Below are 24478 nucleotides of genomic sequence, written 5' to 3' on the forward strand. Positions count from 1 at the left end.
TATAAATTGTAGTGATATGAAAAGACTGTTATTGTTGATAATAACTATAATGGTGATTTGCGCCGTTCGGCCTTTGCATGCCCAAACACCCACCAAGGCCCAGGCCGAGGAAATGGCGCGCCGCATCCGCACCATGACACCGGCGCAGATGATGAAGTTCCGCGACTCCATGGTAAAAGCTATGACGCAACAACAGGCCAGGGCACTGCCTAATGGCGACCAATTGCTGATACAACACCATTATGATACCACGTATACCACGGTTAGCTTTAATTACTCCAAAAAGGTATCGGAATCCCATACCAATGGCGGTACATCAGGCTCGTCAACATATCTATGTTATGGCAGGTCGGCAAAAGCGCCTATGATATACGAGGCAAACGGGCATACAATAGTTCAATGCGCTTTGAACCCGCCGGGAGCCAATACATCGCAACTGGATAATATGGCCAAAAATATAAACCGGGACAAAAAATACATGACGCCTGACCAGGCAGTTAAGGGTACCGATTTGGCAAGGCAGATGTCGTTTTCTTCGATGACTACAAATGATAATTCGCTTACGGGCACAGCCAGCGAGAATTCGCTCTACAACGGAAATGGCTCAAACACTATCATTACAACAAAGCCTCCACTAATTAAAATGGGGTTTTCATTTGTATACGACCCGGTGCAAGTAGTATCGACAGTAGGTGTCGGGGCATCAATAAACATTCGCACAGTCGGGCATGATGAACATGGCAACTCCTACAGTTCTGACGGTACTACAGATGTGGGTATGGGAGCAACAACCGACCCCCAATATGCAAAGATAGTAGGCGGCGGTACGCCGCAACGTAACCCGAACGATGTCTACATAACCGTTACAAAAACAACACGGGGATTTAAGGTGCAATATTCTAAAGTTCAGCATATCCGCGAGTCAAATGCCGATATTACCGAGACTTTAACCGCAGACATAGGCGAGCCGCTGCAGGATTATGAGGCGGTGCTGAAACCAATGCCCGAAAGTAAATACGAAAAGTGGCTGCCAAAAGGGCCAAATGTTGATGGCAGTGACGATACCAAAGGCGATGACAGCCTGCGTTTTTATGTAGTAGTTAGGGATAAATTTGATACCACCAAATCGTACGCAGGCAATTACACTGTAAAATATAAGCTGAAAGATATAACTCATTATAAAGGGTTTAATAGCAATTATCCGCTTGAAAAAGCAGACCAAAAGCCCGATTTTAAGATAGCAAGTGCTGTGCGTACGTTTGCCAATGGTGTATTCGACCCAAGATCGTTAACGGATAGCACGGCGGCGTCGCAACCTAATAAAGGGGCTGCGGCTATAGTACAGTTAACTTGTATGGATTATGGCGCCTGGGCAAGGCTTACTGCGGAAGTTACGCTTGATAATGGCCAGGTTGTACAGGCAAGGCCCTACTATGAACCAATAGATACGGGTATAACCGTGCCGTTTGACCGTGATAAAAATAAAATTGCTGATGCCTGGGAAAAGTATGAACACATTTTAAACCAGGGCTACAATTTAACCTGGGATAAGGATGTAAGGCCTGATAACGGGCACCCCGGCGACAACATCCCGCTGATAGATGAATACCGGGGTTTTTTAACTGAAGACAATAATTATAAACCGGTTTTTAAAAGGCTGTCGCCCCAGGTGAAGGAGTTGTTTACAGTTGGCCTTGCTGATAAAAGTGGCTATGGCACAACTTATAAAGCAGCGATAAGAGCCGGTGCTTTTGGTTACGCTAAGGTCACCAAAGTGCAGGTTTATCATTTCACCGACTCCAAATACGGGCATCATGAGCCGGGCCAGCCATCGGTGGTTACTTATGGCCGCTGGATTAACTTCAACAGTCCTACCGATGTGCGTACTTGCGGTGTGGTGATATATGCGGATGATAATCCCAACCCCGACACCGACCCGGCATCTGTAAAGGCGCTGGCTACAACCTTCCCGATTTTTGATATCAGCAGGGCCGGCTATCATGGTGGTCAGGTACCTAATGAAACCAAAGAAATTCATTTATGGACCTACTATGTAACCCGTGGTGTACCTTTTAAGCCTACGGAGTTTTTGCCTGATCACCCCGGTGGAAATGACGCATATGCCCAACGGATGTCGGCCAATATACGGGCCGCCAACGCAGAGTTCCATGTGAATATCGATCCTAACCATGCGTCTCCAATAGTGGCCCAATACCTTGAAGTAAATATTGCGCGGATAATAACGTTTACGGTAGCGCATGAGCTTTGCCACGCCACCAATATCCATCACCATCATGTAGCGGATGCCAATACCGACGACCTTGCGTTTTTTAAAGGCGTATCAACCTGCCCAGTGCGCTATTGGATGGATAACCACTATACCGTAAATTGTATGACATGGCAGCAGATGTGGATTTTTGGCCTGTGGGACCCGGGCCAAATGACAACCCCCTGGGGGCCGGGAGATGTGATGTCGCTTTGTACCCATGGTGATGATTGCTTCCATCAAATGGAGCTGAAGAAAAATTAATGCAAATTACACTGAGCGCTGTAATGTTTGTTATATCCTTTGTTTCATACTGAAAAAAGTTTACCAAGAAAAAAATCCGTGTGAAGGAGACAAAATGCATTGAGTTGCTTTTTGTCTCCTTTTTTATGCGGAATAAATTGAAATTTATTAGAACATCCTGATGGGATTTTTGTTTGTTTATTATACGTTTTGCCTTTTAGCTTAAACCTGAAAAACAACTTAGTCCTATTTATTAACCTTATTATCAGTATGGAGTATGGAAAAGCGACACTCACACGTTCATGGTTGCACACATTGCGCCTGTAACAACCCAGTTTTAAACATTCTTAAAGATGCTATTTTTGGCCCGGAAAATTTAGCAAAAATGAAATCCGAAGCTGGCCAAAAAACCACCAGCCAGCAACCGCAAACCCTTATGATCAGCGGCGGGACCATCCTGCCAATGACCGGAGGATTAACGGATCCGGTTGATGCTATCGGGATAGCCGGTGGAAAGGTTGTTGTAACCGGGGACTCAAATACCGTATCAACGTATATGACCCAAAATTATCCTGGGTATCAAACAAAGCAATTAACCGGCACACAAACTTTGCTCCCCGGCCTGATCGAGCCGCACGTTCATATAGTTCCCACAGCTATCATGACAGACTGGATAGATGTGAGCCCTTTTAACGGGCAGGATTTACTGTCGACATATAATTTGACCACTGTAGGGACAACCATAAACAATAACCTTCCTAGAATTACCGGGTATGTTATTTTAGGAAGAGGATTAGATCCGTCACTGATGCCTTTTGTACAAGTTAATGGTGTAAACGAATTGCAAACCATTGATAATAGCGTACTCGACAACATTAACTCCAAAAAATCAATGATGCTGTTAAGTGCATCGATGCATACGCTTTATTTAAACACTAAGGCTTTAAATTACGTATATAATAACAGCAGTGCTGTGCGGGCAATATATGCATCAGCTTCCGATTATATCCAGGCTACCCAGGGCCAGCTGCAGGAAGAAGCAGAAATGACACCCGCATTAACAGTGATAAAGGCACAGATTACCGCCATGAGCACCAACGTTTATAGTTATCTGACATCCCTTTTTCAATTGGCGAATTCGAGAGGAGTGACTTTTATGTATGATGCAGCGCTGAGCGCCAATTTTGAAGGCCTGCTGAGTAAATATCTTAAAATTAATCAGGCATTAGTGCGGATCGGCGGCGCATTGCTTTGTTCTGACCAGAATGATGCTAATGGACTAGGCAATTATACACCACCAGCCGAGTATCAGCCTGTATATTATGGACATGTTAAATTAGTTTCGGATGGTTCAAACCAGGGATTAACCGGCTATCAGAGCACTGCATATTTGTGCGACCCTCCTGATAACACCGGGATCTTCAATTTTCCGCAAGTGGGTATCCCGCCATCCACTATTCCACCAGATTATGAAACATTGATCACTACCGTTGTGGCCGACAAGGGCTGGCCCCTGATGGTCCATGCCAACGGCGACCTTGCAGTAACATTTGCTATTGAGGCCTATCAAAACGCCCTTTCTAATTATAACGGTCCCGTATTGCGCAATCGAATTGAGCATTGCTCACTTATAACTATAGATCAACTTGCAACTATGCAGCAGATGGGTGTTTCGCCAAGTTTCCTTATCGGGCACGTAGGTTATTGGGGGTATGCTTTTAGCCAGGTAATCTTCGGTCAAAAAGCGCAAATGCTCGACCTTTGCAATTCGGCCCTTGCAGCGGGATTGAGAATTACGCTTCATAGCGACAATGAGGTAAGTCCGTTAGGTCCATTAAGGATGATGGAACAATCCATTACCAGGATAATGGAAGAAGATACAACAAATAATGAAGTATTAAATGTCGCGGAATGCCTTACACCCGAGCAGGCTTTAGTTGCTGTTACTTATGATGCTGCCTGGCAATGTTATGCTGACCAATGGGTTGGATCATTAAATCCAGGCTACTATGCCGATTTCGTTATATTGGGGAAGGATCCGCTTACATTAACCTCTCAATCTACCTATATGCAAATGCGAAACATTCAGGTGTTGGAAACCTGGTTAGGTGGCGTGCAGGTGTACACTGCATGAGGGTCGTAATAAATAACGGAATGCTTAAAAAGAAAAAGTTTTACAGGCATCCGTTATAAATAATCACCACCTCAAGTGGGGGAATAAAAACCTGAAAATCATATGATTTCAGGTTTTTGTCTTTTAGGCATATAACTATATTATTTAATTAAATGCGGATCAAAGTCCTTCTTTCTTCCTGATCCTTAACAAGCCGTTAGCCGTGGTTGCATAGATAACACCTTTTGAGTCCTGGACCAATTGATAAATTGTATAGCCAGGTGCAGGAGAATTGTTGTTGTGATAGTTTTCCCAACCATCTTTTAAATTAAACCTCACCAGGCCCGACTGATCAGTACCTATCCATAAAACATGTTCAAACTTGTCATACAATATATTATTGACATGGTTTGAGGGCATTCCGGAATTTTTATCATTATAATGAAGCCAGTTGCCTTCTGTTTTCAGCACCGCTATACCCTCTTTATCACTGTCTGTCGGAACTTTATCACAATCAATCAGCGAGAAGTAAAGGTTTCCTTTTTCATCTTCTACCGCACCGGAAATGCACATGTTTTTTAAAGGTGTATTTGATGTATTAAAGGTAGTTACGAAAAAATATTTATCAATCATGATACTTCCTTTCGAAGTGCCTATCCATAAACGATTATGGCTATCAACATAAGCGAAAGAGATATCGTTTGACGGTAGCTTCGGTATGTTTTTCTTGTTCAATAGCACCACCTTATCATTTCTTATTGCCACCAGGCCATCCTTGGTAGTAAAAAGTAGCTTGCCGTTGCTGCTATTTAAGATGTGGGTGACACCTGATGATATAAATTTTTGGAAATCATATACCTGCCACAATACCCCAGTACACTTGTAGATCTTACCGTCAACGTATACCCATTTGTTATTGTCTTTATCTACGGTTATATCTCCTATAGGTGTTTCTGCTGTAAATGGCGAGTTAAATTCATTAACAGGATTGAAAAATTTTCCATCAAACCGGGTTAGCCCCCTGGCTGTAGCATACCACAAAATATCAGATTTATCCACCGCGCATGACTGGCTGATATTATCCGGAAGGGGTGAATTATATTTGGTCCACACCGTGAATTCATAGTTTTTTAAAGATGGATTAGTATAAACAGCATTTTTGTTATAAATAACAGGATCGCCGGGTGGCTTTAATTCAGCCAGGTCCATTCTTTGAATTTGGCTTGACATTTTACCACCAGCCATGCGAAAAATCACATTCACAGATGCAGTTACAGGTTTTCCATTTACTAAAGCTGGTTTCCACAAGAAACCATTCAGGTACCTGATCAGGTCAGCTGTTAATGTGCTGTTTGTGATATCAGTATGGCTAAGCACGCGGCCAAAACCTGTGGATTCAACCAAAACCTGGAAGGTTATTGATCCGCTTACATCTTTTAAAATGTATTTACGCATACTTCTCTCACAAATATTATCCAGGATAATCTGATCACAAGTTGCTTTTGGGTCTCCGCAGTCTATACAATAGTTTGAAGTATTGCATGCTTCTACTTTTTCAAGGAAAAGATTCTGTGCCGGGAGTGCTGCAGGTAAAACTAAAATAAACAGGATGATAAGTGATAGTTTGCAAATTTGGGTTGGGAATAACAATGCTGACATTACGGTTATAAATTAAAGAAAGCAAACTCAAAACACCAAATGTATGATAGTTAAAATAGGTTAAAGTTTGATACCAGTTACTTAAGCAAATTTAAGAACCTGGGGAAAACGATTTATAACGGAAAAAACATATTATCAGTATAAGTGACAGCCGGGAAGCCTTGAATAACTAATGTGCAAATTAGTTGCGATACTTGCAGTCATATGTTATCTTACAACCAGAAACTATTGCATGAATAATTGGTTTAAAAATTATAGCGGAATAATTTGGCTGATAACTGGGATAACAATCGGCAGTATAGCAGGTATAGTATTAGGTAAACAAGCAGAAGTGCTTAAGCCAATAGGCGATATATTTTTGAATCTGTTGTTTGTAGCTGTTGTCCCACTCGTTTTCTTTGCCATATCCTCGGCAATTGCTAATCTTCATGGCGAACAAAAGGTAAGCCGGATAATTACTATAATGTCAGGCGTATTCTTGTCTACCGTGCTGGTTGCGGCATTACTTACCATAGTTGCTGTGTGGTTATTTCCTGTTCATCAGCAGGTTGTGGTGTCTTCTGAATTATTAAACCAGCAAGCCGGTAAAAAGCTCTCCGGCGACCAGGTAACTCAACTATTTACTACGGGTGAATTTTATCAATTGCTTTCACGCAAAAATATGCTGGCCATGATCATTTTTGCTATCCTTACCGGGTTTGGAACATTGCGCGCAGGAGAAAAGGGTTTGGATTTCGGCCGTTTTCTGAATGCAGGCAACGAAGTTTTTAAAAACATTTTTGTGCTCATAATGAAGATTGGGCCTGTTGGATTAGGCGCTTATTTTGCTTATCAGGTTGCTGTATTTGGTCCCTCGCTCTTTGGCGATTATGCACATTCAATGGGTATAGGCTACGGTGTCAGCATTTTTTATTATGCGGTGTTTTATAGTATCTACGCATTTATTGCCGGGGGGGTAAGGGGTGTAAAAAAATACTGGAAAAACAACTTCATCCCATCCTTTACAGCGGTTGGTACCTGTAGTAGTATTGCCACTATACCCGCAAACCTGGAAGCAGCAAGAAAAATGGGTGTTTCTGCCACCATCGCCGGGATAACCATCCCGCTTGGTGCAACCTTACATAAAGATGGATCAAGCATCTCATCTGTTTTAAAAATGGCAGTTGTGTTTGCCATGTTTGGCAAAAGCTTTAACAGTCCTGAAGTTATTCTGCTGGCTCTCGGTATGACCGTAATTGTCAGTATTGTTGAAGGCGGGATTCCAAACGGCGGCTATGTGGGTGAGCTTCTTTTTATCTCGGCTTATGGTTTCCCACCGGAGGCCCTTCCGCCAGCCATTATAATCGGCACACTAATTGATCCAGTAGCTACCCTGCTGAATGCAACAGGTGATACAGTGGCTGCTATGCTTATTAACCGGTTTGTTGATAAGGAGGAGTGGAGTAAAAATAATCAACAGGTTTCGGGCTGAAATTTTAGATTTTTTTAGATTCCATAATCTGGAATTAATCTAATTGAATTAGGCTTTTTGTTCTAAAATGAATGGTTTGGTACTCATCAAAACCGATTTTTGATGGCTCTGTATTGTTCGGGGGACATACCCATCAATTTTTTAAACAAACGGGAAAAATAATACGGATCATCATACCCCATTTCTTTAGCTACATCTTTAATTTTAACGCTGGTATTAAAAAGAAGCTGACAGGATTTTTGAATTTTGAGATGTATGAAATATTCCATTGGCGACATCCCGGTTGATTGCCTGAATAAACCAGAGAAATAAGATGCTGATAACTGATAACGTGCTCCGAAATCTTCTACAGTGAACCTGCCATCAAGTTTTTCACGCATAAACTCAATCGTTTCTTTGATTATATCTTTATCACCGGTAATTGAAAAATGCCTGTCTGGGTATAGGAAAGTCGACAAAAAATAATATAAACACATATTGGCGTTATTTAAATTGTCCTTATTATACCCCATCTCCAGCGAGCTGTACATCTCCTTCCAAATTAGAAGTCCTTTTTCATTGTACGGAATGTTTTGCGGGCCGTCATTAAGTGTGATATTCAACAATCTGTTAAAGGAGTTTAGGTCCGTTCCGCTAAAATGGACCCAGAATATGGTCCATGGCTGTGCCTCGTCAGCGCCATATTTAAGATATTCAGTGGTAGCAGGTATCTGAAAAAACTGGTTAGGCAAAACTTCATATTTCTTCTTATCCACTATATACCACCCTTTTCCATACAGGCAATAAATAAATATATTGTCTTCGCAGCCTTTTCTACGTTCCCGAAAATGATAAGATGCCTTGGGAAAATATCCAATATGAGTAATAAAGATCTGATTTAAAATTACATTATCAGATCTCATATTCTTATAAATCATTTTAGGTAAGCTGATGAGTTTTTGTCCTTCAAAACCATCTCTGACCTTTATTTTTCTCATGTTCATAAATATTATAATGCTTTTGCTTCCGGTTGCATAAATATACCTTGTATGGCAGGTTTTGCCAGGATGGTATGGCTAATATAGGGATTTTATAAATTTTATAGTAGGATAATCCATTAAAAGAGAAGTATAATTCATTGTAAGGAATAAGGTAATGATCTAATTTAGATTTTCTTAACCAGTTACTAACTTACCATGAAATACTTTTTTAATCTTTTAATCCTTTTTCTGCCTTTTTGCCAGTTAAAGGCACAATCCTCATCTATAGATCCTTCTATTAAAACATCCAAAGCCCTGATGGATGATTTTATGGATCAACGATTTGGGATGTTTATCCATTGGGGGCCTGTAACATTACGTGGCACGGAAATAGGGTGGAGCAGGGGAACCAGTGTGCCAACTGAAGACTACGATAATCTGTATAAAGAATTCAATCCTGTTTTATTTGATGCAAATGCATGGGTGAAAGCCGCTAAAGAAGCCGGTATGAAATACCTGACTATTACTGCTAAGCACCATGATGGGTTTTGTTTGTGGCCAACAAAGGTGTCGAATTACAATATCATGAATTCCCCTTATAAAAAAGATATTGTTGGTGAGCTTGCCCGCGCCTGTAAAAAATATGATATTAAGTTTTGTATTTATTTTACAGTGCTGGATTGGCATGATCCGGATTATCCCATTCATATTTCGGGTTCAAAGGCAGACCCAAATGCCAATATGGATAAGTTTGTAATTACTATGAAAAGTGAATTGCAGGAGCTGGTAACTAACTATCATCCTTATATGCTATGGTTTGATGGCAATTGGGAAAGCCCATGGAAAAACGAATATGCAGCAAATATTTATACCTTCCTGAAAAAGCTTGACCCTAATGTCATCATCAATAACAGGCTTGGAGCCAATGACAATCATCCAACGCTAACACATGAAACTATTGGTGACTTTGCTACACCTGAACAAAGAATTGGTGAACTTAATATGAAGACTCCGTGGGAAACTTGTATGACTATTTGTAACCAATGGGCCTGGAAACCAAATGATACAATGAAGACGCTAAAGCAATGCATCCAAACTTTAGTTAAAACAGCAGGGGGAAACGGGAACCTGCTTTTCAACGTAGGGCCTATGCCTGATGGAAGGATGGAAGAACGACAAGTGAAAAGGCTGAAAGAAATGGGCGATTGGCTGAAAATATACGGTGAAAGTGTATACGGAACAAAAGGTGGTCCGTTTAAACCGAATGAGGCTTTTGCTGCAACCCGTAAAGGCAATAAACTCTATGTGCATATTTTTGAAAAAAAATCTAACACTTTAACACTTCCGGCTATTGCCAATGTGAAGGTTAAACAAGCTTATTTATTGAAGGGGGATAAGATAAATTATAACCAGGATACCGATGGAGCTGTTACTCTTCAATTACCCGGACAGCTTCCCGATAGCAATGATTCAGTAATTGTACTGGAATTAACTACGAACGCAGAAACCATACCTGTGGTTTCTTAACTATTTATAACCTAACGAATGATCCAAAAGATTCAGATAAGCGACAGGCGATTTCCGCTAGCCAAGGGAGCCGGAAGCGATGCTATTCATAGAGACCCCATATATTCTTATGCAGTAACTAACCTGATTGACGATAGCGGCTTTATCGGGACAGGTTTTGCTTTTACATTGGGCGAGGGGAATGACCTGGTTTGCAAGGCTGCGCAGTTTTATGCGGAACAACTAAAAGGGAAAGATATTGAAGAACTAATGTTGAATTTCGGGACAGTGTTCAATCAGCTTTCCAATGAGCAGCAGTTTCGCTGGCTTGGGCCGCATAAGGGTGTTGTGCATTTGGCATTAGCCTCAGTTACCAATGCCTGTTATGATCTGTGGGCTAAGAAAAGAGGTGTACCACTATGGAAATTACTAATCGATCTGTCGCCTGAAGAAATCATCAATACACTCGATCTATCTTATCTTGAAGACGAGCTTACCCACATACAAGCGTTGCAATTGTTAAAAGATAACCGGGTGGGTAAAGAACATCGTCAGCAAATAATTAATTCGGGTTATCCTGGCTATGATACCTCTATAGGCTGGTTTAATTACACTGATGAAAAAGTACGCGAAAATTGCCATAAGGCCGTAGCGGAAGGCTTTACTGCTATGAAGCTGAAGGTAGGAAGCACAGATCCGGAAAGAGATATCCGCCGTTCTCATATTGTACGTGAAGAAGCAGGTGATAGCATAAAAGTGATGCTGGATGCCAACCAGCAATGGACTCTTCCGCAGGCTCTTAAAATATGCAGGGAGTTACAAGGCATGAATCCATATTGGATTGAAGAGCCCACCCATCCCGATGATGTGCTGGCCCATAAAACGCTGGCTGATGCTATTGCACCTACCAAACTGGCATTAGGAGAGCATGTGCCCAACCGAATTATCTTTAAAAACTATCTGCAAACAGGGGCAGCCGGTTTTATCCAGGTAGATGCGGTAAGAGTTGGGGGCGTAAGCGAGTTTATAACCATTAGCTTGCTTTGCCGTAAATATAATATCCCGGTAGTGCCTCATGTTGGTGATATGGGCCAGTTGCACCAGCACCTGGTATTGTTCAATCATATCTCCATTGGGCATGAGGCTTTGTTTTTGGAGCACATCCCTCATTTACAAGAGCATTTTTTACATCCCGTTAAAATAGAGAGTGGTGTTTATAAAACTCCAATGGAGCCTGGCAGCAGTTGTGACTTTAAAATATGAGTAATATAGCTAAATAGAAATGTTAAAATCACTCGACTTAAACATTAGTATTATATATATCCTGGCTATTTTGTTTATAGGGTTATGGGTAGGAATTCGCCATCGCCGTAAAAGCAAAGCAAATGCCGCCGGTGAATATTTTTTGGCTGGAAAAACCTTAAAATGGCCTGCTATTGGCCTGGCTCTTTTTGCAACTAATATTTCTACGGTACACCTGGTTAGCCTTGCACAAAGCGGGTTTGACAGCGGGTTGCTTAATGGGAATTTTGAATGGATGGCAGCCTTTACGCTTATTTTATTAGCCTTGTTCTTTGTCCCTTTTTATATAAAATCCGGTATTTCCACCTTGCCCGATTTTTTGGAAAAACGTTATGACCGGTCAAGCCGCGACTGGTTGGCGGTTGTATCTGTTGTATCTGCCGTTATCATTCACATCGCTTTTTCCATGCTGGCAGGGGGGATTGTATTGAAAACTTTATTTGGGCTTAATATGTATGTCAGCGTGATCGTAATATGTATCATAACGGCCATATATACAATTATTGGCGGGTTAAAAGCAGTAGTTGTAACAGAGTCTATTCAAACAGTAGTGTTATTATCGGGTGCAATCATCATTAGCTACGCTGCCTTTCACAGGATGGGCGGCTGGGAACCTATGGTGGATGTATTGAAAAGTCATAAGGAAATAAATAAGCTTTCGATGTTGCGTCCGCATGGCGATAGTAGCGGAATGCCCTGGTATGCCGTGTTCTTAGGCTATCCAGTTTTGGGTATTTGGTACTGGTGTGCTGATCAAACTATTGTGCAGCGGGTGCTTGGGGCTAAAGATGAAAATAATGCAAGATTAGGACCCCTTTTTTGTGGCTTTATTAAAATTCTGCCGGTATTCATTTTTGTATTACCAGGTTTGTTCGCTTACACTTTGGCACAATCAGGACACCTGGATATTAGCAGCTTAGGTTTAAATGATAAAGGACAGGTAAATTCAAAAGGTATTTACACATTGATGATCACGCAACTTTTACCATCAGGATTAATTGGTGTTTTGGTGGCTGCCCTTTTATCGGGTCTAATGAGCCAGGTTTCGGGCGCATTGAATTCTATTTCTACCATGGTAAGTTACGATATGTACCAGCGCTACAGGCCTGCGGCTTCCGATAAACAATTGGTATTTGCAGGGAAAATATCGGCGGGTGTTGCCCTTGTATTTTCCCTTGCTTTATTGCCATTATTAAACAGGTATGAAAGTATATTCGGTGGGATTAATGATATTATCGCTCATATTGCACCGCCAATTACGTGCGTTTTTCTGCTCGGCATATTCTGGAAAGGGGCATCAGCGATGTCTGCCAAACTTACATTGTGGATTGGTTCTGCCCTGGGCGTAGTAGTATTTGCCATTAGTAAATTATATCCTAATACATTCATCGGCCACATTCCTTTTATGATGATGGCTTTTTACCTGTTTTGCGGATGCATGGTGATGCAAATTTCTTTTTCGTTTCGCTACCCGGTACAACACAATAGAGAAAGCTCGCAGCTGTATTGGAAATCACCATGGGAACCTCTGCATGGCGTAGCGTTGAAAGGTATTGGTAATTATAAAGTATTATCCGTGTTGCTGTTAATGATAATAGGTGTTTTATATTATGTATTCAAATAAGTAAAATGAAAAAACATATTGTTGCCATTCTCCTGGCGGGCTTCTTGTTTACTTCTTGCATGCAAAGCAAAGAAGCAACTCATATTCAACGCTATGCTTCAATAACGGGGTTAAAGCCAGAGAAATTGGCTTATTACAAGAAACTTCACGCCAATGCCTGGCCGGCGGTATTGAAAAAAATAAAGGAGTGTAACATCCAAAACTATTCCATCTACCTGAAAAAGATACAGGATAATTATTACCTGTTCAGCTACTTTGAATATGTTGGGTCTGACTTTTCAGCCGATATGAAAAAAATGGCGGACGATCCGGTTACTCAGCGCTGGTGGAAAGAAACCGATCCCTGCCAGCAGCCATTGCCTGAAGCTGCTGCTAAAAAACAAATATGGACGGCTATGGAAGAGGTTTTCCATACTGATTAAAACTGTTTTTATTTAAACGATCACAGAAAGTTATTTTATGCAAATATTATCCGACAAAGTTATTTTTCTCACAGGAGGCTCAATGGGCATTGGGTTTGAATGCGCGAAAGCTTATGCAAATGAAGGTGCAAAAGTGGTGATTGTAGCGTCTTCATGGGGGCAGGTTGAAGAAGCGGTAGAACGGTTGGGAAGCGAACATCTTGGCATTGTATGCGATGTATCAAATGCTTCAGACGTAGAAGGCGCCATTCATCAAACAATAGAAAAGTATGGCAGAATTAATGCTATACATAATAATGCCGGTATTGCCACACCATCTAAACCCTTACACCAAACAAGCGATGAAGAATGGCAGCTGTTGATGGACGTAAATTTAAAAAGCCTATTGTTTACTACCCGTTTTGGTTTTGAAGAATTAAAAAAGTCTGGAGGATGTATTTTAAATACCAGCAGCCTTGTTGGCGAGATTGGACAAGAAAACCATGCCGCCTACACTGCCACAAAAGGGGCCATGAATGCGCTCACCAAATCTATGGCCCTGGATTATGCTCCTTATAAAATACGCGTAAATGCAGTGTTGCCAGCAGGTGTATGGACCCCAATGTTACGAAAATGGCAGGAGGAGCAGCCCGACCCTGCGTCAGTAGAAAAATATTTAGATGAGATCCACCCGTTAGGTTATTGTCCTGAAGGTGATGTGATTGCGGATGCCTGTGTTTTTCTTCTTTCAGACAAGGCACGATTCATTACAGGAACTATTTTGCCTGTTAGCGGGGGTGCAGAATTAGGATATAGATCATTGAGATAAATCGAAATACAGCTAAAACAATCATTTAAATACTGCTCATAACGTTTTTTGCACCAAGCCTTTTCTTATAATCGGTAGGATTCATCCCCCGGTATTTTTTAAATATCCTGTTTAGGTGACTTTTATCTGTAAAACCAAATTCGTCAGCAATTTCTGTGACCCTCATGTTACTTTGCAATAAACGGTTCTCAATCAGCCTGAGTTTATAGTTTAAAACATACTGCTGTAGTGTTTCATTTGTATGTTTTTTAAAATAACTGCCAAGGTAAGTTTCGGCAATGCCAAAACGCTCGCTGATCTGTACAGCTCTTAACTTTTCAGGGTAATAAATATTAGCCTGTATGTATTGTAAAATATCAACTGCCTTTTGCTCACTCGTTTCATCGATCTTTTCAGGAAATGCCTGGCCGATGTTCCTGGCGATTATTACAAGGAGGGTATTAACCAGTTGAGTGATCAGTTCATTGTGATACAGATCATGATGCAGATGTTCATGAATTAATATCTCCATTAAATGGTTGACAGAGGTCTTGTCCGTTTCATTCATTAAAATACATCCAGGCTCATGCCGGGCATTCTGCAGGATCATTTCCAGGCGCCTGATCAGATCTTCATCCTTTTTAGATGCTTTTATAAAGATCTGGTTGAAACGGATAAAGAAGAACCGGGTAGTGGTTTTAATCTTAAAAAGGTGTGTGTCATTCGGCGCCATCAGGAATAAGTTTCCTTGTTTGTAAGCAAATTCACTTTCATTGATACATTGTTTGCCTGTGCCGGTTACAATATAGATCAACTCAAAAAAAGTATGTTTATGTATGCCCCGTGGGCATTCGTCCATTAATTCTTTTAAAACCAGCTCGAATGGTTGACGCAAATGATCTTTAACCATAGTGTAAAAGTACACCAAAATCATGTATAAATGCAACAAATTATATTGTGATCTTTCTGAAATTTGAATAATCAATTTAACATATATTAATAGATCAAAAAATGAAAGCGCTGATTTTAGAAAGTTTTAATACACCCTTCCAGTTAAAAGATGTTGAAAAGCCTGTAGCGGATAAAGGCCAGGTTTTAGTTAAGATTAAAGCCAGTGGCGTTAACCCGATTGATCTGAAAATTAAGGCAGGGGAGGCCACTCATGCCTATGCAAAATTACCCGCTATACTGGGTATTGATATGGCCGGAGTAGTTGAAGCTGTTGGAGATGGGGTTACCAACTTCCGGGTAGGTGACGAAGTGTATGGGATGACTGGTGGTATTGCAGGTGTTCAAGGTTCCCTTGCAGAATATGCTGCAGTTGATGCTGACTTGTTAGCGCTAAAGCCTCAAAACCTTAGTATGCGGGAAGCTGCTGCGATTCCCTTAGTGTTTATAACCGCCTGGGAAGGCCTGGTTGACCGGGCTAAAGTAAAAGAAGGGCAAACTGTATTAATACATGGTGGCGCCGGCGGTGTGGGGCATATTGCGGTACAATTGGCTAAAGCCGGGGGCGCACAGGTTTTTACCACTGTTGACCCAGCCATGAACGAAATAATTTATGGTTATGGTGCAATACCAATAGATTATAAAAAACTATCATTGGAGGATTATATAAAGGAATATACAGCAGGTGAAGGCTTTGACATCATTTTCGATACTGTGGGAGGCGCAACACTGGATGCTTCCTTTAAAGCTGCAAAACAATATTCAGGTCATGTACTAAGTATTTTGGGGTGGGGGACACATAGCTTAGCTCCACTATCATTTCATGGAGCTACCTATTCAGGGGTGTTTACTTTATATCCTTTAATTTCAGGTAAAGGAAGGACCAATCATGGCAATATTTTACGTGAAGCAACTAAACTGTCATTAGAGCAACGGACCGCCAATGGAAAAGTGGTCATTGCTATAGATGAATTTTAAATGCTTAATTCTTGTTAGTTTTTTATTTCATTGAATTACCATGTTTTTTAGGATCAACTTTAAATTTAAACAAGCGGGCATCCGCGCCCGGTACATTTATCTGTGTATGATTATTAAAAGATATTTCACCCCCCTGCAACAGCTCGGTCCCCTCATAAAAGCCAGGCTGTTGTAATCCAATTCGTTTTGCATCAATTACCAGCGTTTTGGCATCTGTATCATAATTGAAAACTGCTACATACAGATAATTCCCTATCCTGCGGCTAAACATATTTGCAGTGCCTGTTCCAATTGCCGCATCCACAGGTGTGAATGCCCTTCCGTTTTCAATAATTTTCAATAATTCCTTATTTTGATACCATTGCCTGGCATGTTTTGACCAAGGGCCATGTTCAGAAAAATCATCCCCGGTAATGAACGTTCCGGTAATAATGGAGGATAACATCCGCGCCCTGTTCTCGCCTTCCGATTGGTGATCCAGAACCACATGGTCTGCATCAAGATAATTATATAAATAGGTTTGCCACCATCCATAAGTGACACTATTAAGCGTGTACTTAGTATGAGCAATTGTTTGGAAGGCATCACACGCAATCCGTCGCGAATGCACATATCTTCCTGTTGCTAGGCTTGGAGAAATGGCTGCGTAAACCAGCATCTGCCCGTCAAGCTGATGTATTAGATACTCCATTCCCTTACGATAGGCCTGCATTCCCGTAGTTACCGTAGTATCATAAAATTTTGATGACTCTACCGCAGCATGACCCAGGAAATCAATCTTTATCATTTTAAATCCGCATGCTTTAAATTGGCCGATAAAATAATCAATCCGTCGCAGTGTACCCGGATGGGTGGGATCTAATGCTCTTGCTCCGTCCAGATCGTGGTAACCATTACCTGCCCTGGTCCACAAGTCACCAAATTTATAATTACTGCCTTCAGCTTTTCTATCCGGACCAGCCTTATGCCCCCAATCGGTAAACGGCGCCCAATAAACTCCGGGTTGCAATCCTTTTGATTTACAGTAATCAGCAAATTGCTTTAACTTACTAAAATCACTGCCTTTTACCATTTTGTCCCAGTAGGAGTCAAGGTCGATATAAACAGTTTTGCCTATACGAAAAGCGGCTAGGCTATCGGCAAAAAAGTCGGCTACTTTTACGGCTTTTTCAAAAGTTAATTTATCCTGGATCACGCCCCAGCTATTCCAGCCAACAGGCGTAGGCTTCGTCCAGTTAAACACAAAAGGCGGATCTGCAATGCGGTTAGCTTTGCCATATTCTTCTAACCCATTCCTCCAGTCGGAAAAATAACCGACAAATACCCTGGGGGATCTAAGTATAGATCCGCTAATTTCTCCATGCGCTATTTCATCCCTTGTAACTTTTTGTGAAGAGTACCCGGCCCAGACCTCAATTTGATTTCCTTCCCGGTACCAGGCGGTCCGCACACCTGTTTTCCAAATACCATGTTCTAATGACCCGGCAATAATTCCATTGCGGCTTTGGTTATCAAAAACAGCCCCCACCTCGGCGCTTGTATCACTGCCAGGTGCAGTAAATTGCTTTGCCTCGTAGCTGATAAAAGTGTCATTATCAAAAGGAAAAAATACTGATTTGGCATCACCCTTGATAGAAACAAAATTCCCGGTTAACGGGACCATGTAATTACTTTTTAAATCCTTTCCGGCTACTTCCACCACTACGGTCAAAAAATCACGACCGGGATAGGTATAGAATACTTGTTTCATTTGCGGGATATCCTTATTGCTCAACGTAATTACGTGTTTTTCTCCCTTACCAAAACCATCAGTAATAGCTACATGTGAATAGCTTCGTTCCGGATAATCTTTCGAGGATAATGTTTTGCCATTTATTTTAACAGAGGAGTAAGCGTTATATACAATGCGGCTATTGTTTTTATAAATAGTGAAAGTTCCGCTTTTTAAGTCATAGGTAACAGTTCCCTTATTACCATAACTCATTGAAATTAGTTTGTTTTGTACAGGAGCTTTTGCAAATACAGGGATTAACGATTGTAAAGATATAACTACAAAAAGGACTGCTAACCGTAATGAATGAGCATTTATCTTCCAGATCATTTTATGTTGTTTCATGAGGTTAGATCTTTTCAGCATTTACTTCTTTCACCTGTCCGTTTACTTTTAGTTTCACCATTTTTGAAGCAGGGGAGCTTATGTGGTAGCTGGTTACCCTGCCGTCTTTCCATTTAAAACTGACCGTAAAGTTACCCCGGGCCTTTAATCCTTTTACTTCTCCACCTGATTTCCATGCATCTGGCATAGCTGGCAATAATTCAATATATCCCGCATGACTTTGGATCAGCATTTCAGCTATTCCGGCCTCGGCCCCAAAGTTGCCGTCAATTTGGAACGGTGGTCCGGCTGAAAGCAAATTAGGATAAACACCTCCACCAGCGCCGTAATTAATATTGGTTTTTAGTGTCGGACTTGTCATTTCTGTAAATAGTTTATATGCACGGTTGCCATCATGTAATCTGGCCCAAAAGAGCTGTTTAAAAGCAATTGACCAGCTCGGCCCGTCATCGCCGCGTGTATCCAGTGTTTTTTTACAAGCTTCTGCAAGCTCAGGTGTTGATTCGGGCGTAATGAGAGAGGCAGGGTATAGGCCATACAAGTGAGAAACATGCCGGTGATGTACTTCTGTTTCTTTATAATCTTCCAGCCATTCCATTAGTCTGCCGTCTTTGGCAATTCGACCCGGGGGAGGAAGTTGCTTAAGTCTTGAAGTTAGCAAATTTCTGAACGATGCATCTATGCCCAATGTTTTTGATGCAGTAATCACGTTATTAAATAATTCCCTAAGGATCTGGTTATCAATTGTAGGCCCTTCACAAATGCTTGCTATTTTACCGTTAGGAAGATAAAAACCATTTTCGGGTGATGAAGAAGGCGAAGTTACCAGCCAACCTGTTTTAGTATTGTGTACCAGCGTGCTGTTATAAAATTGGGCGGATCCTTTTAATATAGGATAGATCTCTGCCAGGTATTTCCTATCCATTGTAAATTCATAATGTTGCCATAAATTATTGCACAACCAGCCTGAACCTGATTTGGTGATGCCCCACGAGGCGCTTTCGCCGGGTTCGGTAAAGCCCCATACGTTTGTAATTACATGCGCAATCCAGCCATCGGCATTATAATAGGCTTTTGCCGTACGTTCACCATTTTTCATCATCCCTTTTACCAACTCTGTTAATGGCAGGTCAAGCTCCGGCAGATTGGATACTTCAACGGGCCAGTGATTCATCTGTACATTGATATCCAAATGGTAATCCCCGTTCCATGGTGTTTGGATCTCATTGGCCCATAAACCCTGTAAATTTGGCGGCAACAAACCAACCCTGGTACTGCAAATAGATAAGTAACGCCCAAACTGGAAAAATAGAACCGGGAAAGCCTTGTCGGCATCTGGGTTAGTATGATAATTTACCAGGCGTTCATCTGTAGGTATATTAGGTACGGATTGATCGCCGAAAGACAGCTGTACCCGGTTAAACAGCTTATGATAATAGCTTAAATGTTGAGCTTTTTCTGCATTATAGTTGATGTGTATGGCTTTATTTAAAGTTGAAGCTACCTTTTGTTTATAAAACGGATCTTTAAAATTAGTGCCGGTTGAAATGTAAAGGATAACGCTTGTTGCATTTTTTACTACAAGCTCATCACCATTAATACTTACAGCGCCGCCATTTAAAACAGGTTTTACCTGGGTTAGGTATTTCATCCCCGGTGCTGTTGAACCGCTCGGTAGTTGCCCATACATTTGGAGCATGCCATCTTCCGCCTTTACAGTTGCCCTTTCAGGCCGGGAAAGCGCTATGGAAAAATTAAGCTGTCCGGATTTATCCGCAGAGAGTTTAACAATGCTGACATCGTTACCAAAACTGGTAAAGTACTCACGGGTATAAGTTACCCCGGCTGATTTATAGGAGCAGGCAGCTGTTGCGGTATTTAAATTTAAGGTCCGTTTATAATTTTCAATTTTTGCACTATCTGCCGGTTGTCCATTATAGCTAAATTTAAGAGATAGGTTACCCAAAACCTGGTAACATCCGAAAGCAACATTAGCCCCGTTACCGCTGCCTGATCCGGGCCCTTTACAGATATAATTAGAGTCGACAAGAAGCTGTGCCTCATCATTTTTACCTTCGACAAGCAACTGCCTGATGCGGGGCAAGCTTTTATAGGCATTATAATTATTCGCGTCCTGCGGCGAACCAGACCATAGGGTAATATCATTCAATACAATGTTTTCCCTGTTAATTCCTCCATCAGGCATCATGCCTAAACGGCCATTGCCTAATGGTAAAGTTTCTTCCCAATGGGCTGCGGGTTTATTATACCAAAGCTGTAAGTTGTTTTGCTGGCAAAAGCCAACGCGGCATAAAACTGTAAATAATACAGTTAAAAGTAATTGCAGTTTTTTAATCATAATGTTAATTTTTATCAGGATAGATCAGGAATTATACGGGTTTATTTAATGTAATTGGTCGTACTAAAATTACAACATAATATTTTGCTTTAAAATGGATAAATCTTCAATAAAAATGGACTATCCTACTTTTTTTAATAAAACAATCGGCTTTTTATTACCCATGAGCATTTGAGAAACTGATCAATCATTTTTAAAGAAAGTAACTATCCGGCAGGCATTTCCTTTGCTATTTGCGTTTTTACTATCTGCGATTGTTAATTTTAATATATGCCCTTTGTTTGCCAGGCTTCCATCAAGTAAAAGGTACCAGGGTAAATGGAGAAAACTGCTCCATTGAGTATAAAGGTCAATGGTTTTTGATGGGCCCCCATCAATTGAATAGGTGACCATTCCTGCATCAGCGCCTGATACTATAGCTATACCGATTGCTGTGCCCTTAAATGCTAATGATAATGAAGCTCCCGGCTGATCAGCACTTAGTACCGGAACATGTACAAAACCATCCCTCGTACCCAGGTGATCCTGTGGGCTCCAGTTTTCAGTATAGGTCCACTTGCTGTCCCGCTTGGCCTGGGTAAGCGGGTAATAGCTACCGTTGTTGAAGCTGAATTTATTCAATGGTTTTGGTATGATCAGATTTGGGCTGATAGACCGTGTTTGCAGGGCATAATTTTCACGACAAGCCTGTAGCAGGCTTTTAATCGTTTCAAAATAAATCTCCTGTCCAAAGGGTGCAGGGTGCAGGTCCTTAAAATCATCGGCCCAGCTAAATTCATTATTTTTTAATTTATCATACACTTCCTTAGCCAGGTTGATGGATGGCAGTTGATAATGCCCGGCAACTAATTCATGATTCTCTATTTCTACCGGAAGAATCCCTTTACTGTAATCCTTATTTTTATCAGGGTCGGCAAACTCCATCACTACAACATCCACTAAAGGATTGTTTTGTTTGGTATGCCTGATAATTCCTTCCAGGTCCCTGACCTGGGTAAGGCTATCCGTACCATTAACCCGGTCGTTTACGGCTGCTTCCACAAAAAGCAGGTCGATCTTCCCGGAATCCAAAACATCCCTTTGTAAACGGAACGCATGGGGCAAGCTGCCTAAAGAAGGGATGCCTGCAGCAATAAAATGGAATTCCGTTTCGGGAAAACACTCTTGCAAGTAGGCACATGTTTTTCCCCGCCAACCAGGATTATAGGTTATCGAACCACCAAGAAAGGCAACGGTTACTTTCCTTTTATTGGATGCTGCTTCGAAAAAATGGGGCAAGCCGGTCCTTATCTTAAAATAATCTGTATAAGGCAAGGTCTTTTTTACAGGGTACGAATTACTGAAGATAAAATCAGCATAAAGCCCGGCATGTTTAATAGGGAAATGATGCCCGCGCAGTTCCTGGGGGCCATCTGTTACAGGGTAAATACTTGCTGGACCACCTAACGTGGTATACCGTTGTACAAACAGATCTGTATTCTCTGCCCGCGGTGCTAATTCATCATTGATGCCGATAACATTTAAAACCGGCACCTTAAAGCCGGCGAGGCCTTCCAAATGATCAATAGGATTATCCCGGTAATCCATTGCCTGTTGTTCCGTAAAATTACATACCTGTTTCAATTGTTTCCAGGCGGCTGTATCACCGGGGCCTTTGCCTTTTCCGCCGGGCCAGCTTTTAAAGTCGTAAACAGGAGTTTCGTTATAGATGCAACTTACCTTATCAGGGTTTCTTTTAGCCCAGGCCATTGTATACAAAGCACCCCGGCTTACCCCTTCAAGGCTCGCTTGCCTGGCTAATGAAACTGTTTCCGTTAAATACTTATAGAATTTGTCCCAAATCTGCATAGCCTGCGGGTTACCATATTGGTCATCTGCATTAATATAGGCTACATAAAAGCCTCTTTTTAGCAGGAGGCTATCCATTTGGGTATGCCAGTCGGGAAAAGAAGCACGCCAAACCCAGGGATTACCGGGAAGTGGATTATCCGGCTTTACATAATATGCTTTGTGGTTATCTATCGTAATAAAAACACGCTTAAAGCCCATCCAGTTTTCAGCATTGGCTACAGTAGTTTGTGCCCTTAACAAATATGGGGCACAAAAAATTAATAAGAATAATTGAACACGTTTAAACATTAATACGGGTTTTATTGATTTACAAAAAAGGAGTTATGCTAAAATAACTCCTTTTTTTGTATAATTAGTAGTTAGGGTTTTGTTTCAATACACCACCGCTCTTATCAATTTCGGTTTGGGGCAATGGCCATTGATAGAACTTATCTTCAAAATGATAATTGATGAGGGAGGTTTTTACCGCGTTAAGTACCGGCCCGGCAATGTGCCATCTTAAAAGATCATAATGACGCAAACCTTCAAAAGCAAGCTCGATCCTGCGTTCATGCCTTATCCTCTCGCGCATCTGATCTTTAGTGTAACCTGCAAGGTATGGCGGCATATTTACACGTGCCCTCAGATCGGTCATCGCTTTATAAACTGTAGCATCCGGACCGGCAATCTCATTTTGAGCTTCGGCATACATCAGCATCACTTCACCTAAACGTAGTATAACGGCATCCTGCTGGCTCAAAGTAGAAAAGCCATAAGGCATATTATTAGGCTCCAGGAATTTAATGGTTCCGTAACCGGTAGGGCGAAGGTTTGATGGGTGATACACCTTGCCAGGACCAAAATCAACAGAATCTGCATACACGGTTTTACGCAAGCGTGAGTCGCGGTTGTTGAATTGATTTTTGGTATCGGTTAATGGAGATGTGCCATAAGGCTGGCCATCTGTACATTCAAACGCATCAACCATGTTTTGTAGCGGGGCGCAGGCATCCCAGTCGCCGTAGTACAGATCCCAGGGCGCTGTATTATTGGGCGCCAGGAAGTTAATAGAGAAAATGATCTCGGTATTATTTTTTTGCGTGGCATCCCTGAATATATCCTCAAAATTGGTACTCAGCTTGTATTGTCCCATCAGGTCCTGGCACAGGTCTCTCACCTGCGTAAGCATAGCCGGGTCTGGTGTACCTGTATTGCCAAAAGCGGCAAATAACAACACTCTTGCTTTTAAAGCTTTTGCTGAAGATGCCGCCGCATGGCCGCCATTGGCATAGTAAGCAGCAGTATTCAGGTTGGCAATACTATAATCCAAATCTGCGGTGATCTGGGTCAAAACTTGTGCAGCCGGTACTTTAGGCTGTTTTTGATTACTCAGATCAAGCGGTTGCAACACCAATGGTACATCGCCATAAATGCTATATAACTGAAAATAGAAAAAAGCCCTGATGAACCTTACTTCGCCTTGATACACTTTTCTTTGTGCATCAGAAATATCAGCACCTTTGTAGTTTCCCAGGTTCTGCAGAAACAAATTTACCCGGGCAATACCGGTATAGCTGTCATTGTAAATCGCGGTTTCGTAACCGCTGGTAGTTGGGTTAAAATTACCCTGAACAAAATCCTTAGAGCTACCCGAGTTAAACTGATTATATCCGTTATCCGTAAAGCCATCCCTGAAACCTATGCCTACCGCAAATTCCTCTGGTTGCAAAGAGGCATACACAGCAGCAAGAGCCTCATCAAAATCGGCTTTTGACTTATAAAAGGTTGAAGTGGCAATCTGATCTAAAGGGTTCAGATCCAACGTTTTTTTACATGCATCTAAAAACAGCGATGTAATTAATATGATGGTTATTATAATTCGATTTTTCATGTAG

16 protein-coding genes are annotated in these 24478 nt (G+C 41.5%); 9 read left to right on the forward strand and 7 right to left on the reverse strand.

Features of this window, described 5'->3' with window-relative positions; all coding sequences use genetic code 11:
* Positions 1 to 16 precede the first annotated feature (16 nt).
* Both BUE31_RS02145 and BUE31_RS02150 read left to right on the forward strand, forming a co-directional pair.
* On the forward strand, positions 17 to 2530 hold the full coding sequence (locus tag BUE31_RS02145; protein ID WP_073399804.1) for a hypothetical protein: 2514 nt from the start codon (positions 17 to 19) through the stop codon (positions 2528 to 2530).
* Positions 2531 to 2894: 364 nt separating this feature from the next.
* Positions 2895 to 4643 (forward strand): amidohydrolase, encoded by a 1749-nt coding sequence (locus BUE31_RS02150; protein WP_159440624.1) that lies wholly within the window; start codon positions 2895 to 2897, stop codon positions 4641 to 4643.
* A 159-nt stretch (positions 4644 to 4802) separates the two neighbouring features.
* Here BUE31_RS02150 and BUE31_RS02155 read toward each other — a convergent pair whose 3' ends face one another.
* Positions 4803 to 6281: a ligand-binding sensor domain-containing protein gene (locus BUE31_RS02155; RefSeq protein WP_073399808.1), complete on the reverse strand. Its 1479-nt coding sequence runs from the start codon at positions 6279 to 6281 to the stop codon at positions 4803 to 4805.
* A gap of 232 nt (positions 6282 to 6513) precedes the next feature.
* Between BUE31_RS02155 and BUE31_RS02160 the strand changes: the two genes are divergently transcribed.
* Complete coding sequence (locus BUE31_RS02160; protein WP_073399810.1) at positions 6514 to 7752, forward strand: dicarboxylate/amino acid:cation symporter; 1239 nt, start codon at positions 6514 to 6516, stop codon at positions 7750 to 7752.
* 86 nt (positions 7753 to 7838) lie between these two features.
* Here BUE31_RS02160 and BUE31_RS02165 read toward each other — a convergent pair whose 3' ends face one another.
* Positions 7839 to 8729 (reverse strand): AraC family transcriptional regulator, encoded by an 891-nt coding sequence (locus tag BUE31_RS02165; RefSeq protein ID WP_083619409.1) that lies wholly within the window; start codon positions 8727 to 8729, stop codon positions 7839 to 7841.
* Positions 8730 to 8927: 198 nt separating this feature from the next.
* Here BUE31_RS02165 and BUE31_RS02170 point away from each other — a divergent pair, with 198 nt between their 5' ends.
* Genes BUE31_RS02170 through BUE31_RS02190 form a run of 5 tightly spaced genes read left to right on the forward strand, consistent with a single transcriptional unit; the run spans position 8928 to position 14373 of the window.
* Entirely contained in the window at positions 8928 to 10238 is a 1311-nt protein-coding gene (locus tag BUE31_RS02170) for an alpha-L-fucosidase (protein ID WP_073399814.1), read from the forward strand.
* 18 nt (positions 10239 to 10256) lie between these two features.
* Positions 10257 to 11480 (forward strand): enolase C-terminal domain-like protein, encoded by a 1224-nt coding sequence (locus tag BUE31_RS02175; RefSeq protein WP_073399816.1) that lies wholly within the window; start codon positions 10257 to 10259, stop codon positions 11478 to 11480.
* Positions 11481 to 11499: 19 nt separating this feature from the next.
* Positions 11500 to 13143 (forward strand): sodium:solute symporter, encoded by a 1644-nt coding sequence (locus BUE31_RS02180; protein ID WP_073399818.1) that lies wholly within the window; start codon positions 11500 to 11502, stop codon positions 13141 to 13143.
* Between the two features lie 5 nt (positions 13144 to 13148).
* The gene (locus BUE31_RS02185) at positions 13149 to 13565 is read left to right on the forward strand and encodes an L-rhamnose mutarotase (protein ID WP_200801849.1); all 417 of its coding nucleotides are present in this window, start codon (positions 13149 to 13151) and stop codon (positions 13563 to 13565) included.
* Positions 13566 to 13602: 37 nt separating this feature from the next.
* Positions 13603 to 14373 (forward strand): SDR family NAD(P)-dependent oxidoreductase, encoded by a 771-nt coding sequence (locus BUE31_RS02190; RefSeq protein ID WP_073399820.1) that lies wholly within the window; start codon positions 13603 to 13605, stop codon positions 14371 to 14373.
* A gap of 25 nt (positions 14374 to 14398) precedes the next feature.
* Here the strand turns inward: BUE31_RS02190 and BUE31_RS02195 are convergent, their stop codons facing one another.
* A complete protein-coding gene (locus BUE31_RS02195; protein ID WP_073399823.1) occupies positions 14399 to 15262 on the reverse strand; it encodes an AraC family transcriptional regulator in 864 nt (287 codons plus the stop codon).
* Positions 15263 to 15363: 101 nt separating this feature from the next.
* Here BUE31_RS02195 and BUE31_RS02200 point away from each other — a divergent pair, with 101 nt between their 5' ends.
* Positions 15364 to 16278 (forward strand): zinc-dependent alcohol dehydrogenase family protein, encoded by a 915-nt coding sequence (locus BUE31_RS02200; RefSeq protein ID WP_073399825.1) that lies wholly within the window; start codon positions 15364 to 15366, stop codon positions 16276 to 16278.
* 22 nt (positions 16279 to 16300) lie between these two features.
* Here the strand turns inward: BUE31_RS02200 and BUE31_RS02205 are convergent, their stop codons facing one another.
* The 4 genes from BUE31_RS02205 to BUE31_RS02220 all read right to left on the reverse strand — a co-directional run bounded on the left by BUE31_RS02205 (position 16301) and on the right by BUE31_RS02220 (position 24474).
* The gene (locus tag BUE31_RS02205; protein WP_234997735.1) at positions 16301 to 18394 is read right to left on the reverse strand and encodes an alpha-amylase family protein; all 2094 of its coding nucleotides are present in this window, start codon (positions 18392 to 18394) and stop codon (positions 16301 to 16303) included.
* A gap of 4 nt (positions 18395 to 18398) precedes the next feature.
* A complete protein-coding gene (locus tag BUE31_RS02210; protein WP_073399827.1) occupies positions 18399 to 20753 on the reverse strand; it encodes a glycoside hydrolase family 95 protein in 2355 nt (784 codons plus the stop codon).
* Positions 20754 to 20936: 183 nt separating this feature from the next.
* Positions 20937 to 22892 (reverse strand): SGNH/GDSL hydrolase family protein, encoded by a 1956-nt coding sequence (locus tag BUE31_RS02215; protein ID WP_073399829.1) that lies wholly within the window; start codon positions 22890 to 22892, stop codon positions 20937 to 20939.
* A 64-nt stretch (positions 22893 to 22956) separates the two neighbouring features.
* Entirely contained in the window at positions 22957 to 24474 is a 1518-nt protein-coding gene (locus BUE31_RS02220; RefSeq protein WP_073399831.1) for a RagB/SusD family nutrient uptake outer membrane protein, read from the reverse strand.
* Between the last annotated feature and the right edge of the window lie 4 nt (positions 24475 to 24478).

It is taken from the genome of Mucilaginibacter sp. OK098, from assembly GCF_900142915.1.
Classification (GTDB): domain Bacteria; phylum Bacteroidota; class Bacteroidia; order Sphingobacteriales; family Sphingobacteriaceae; genus Mucilaginibacter.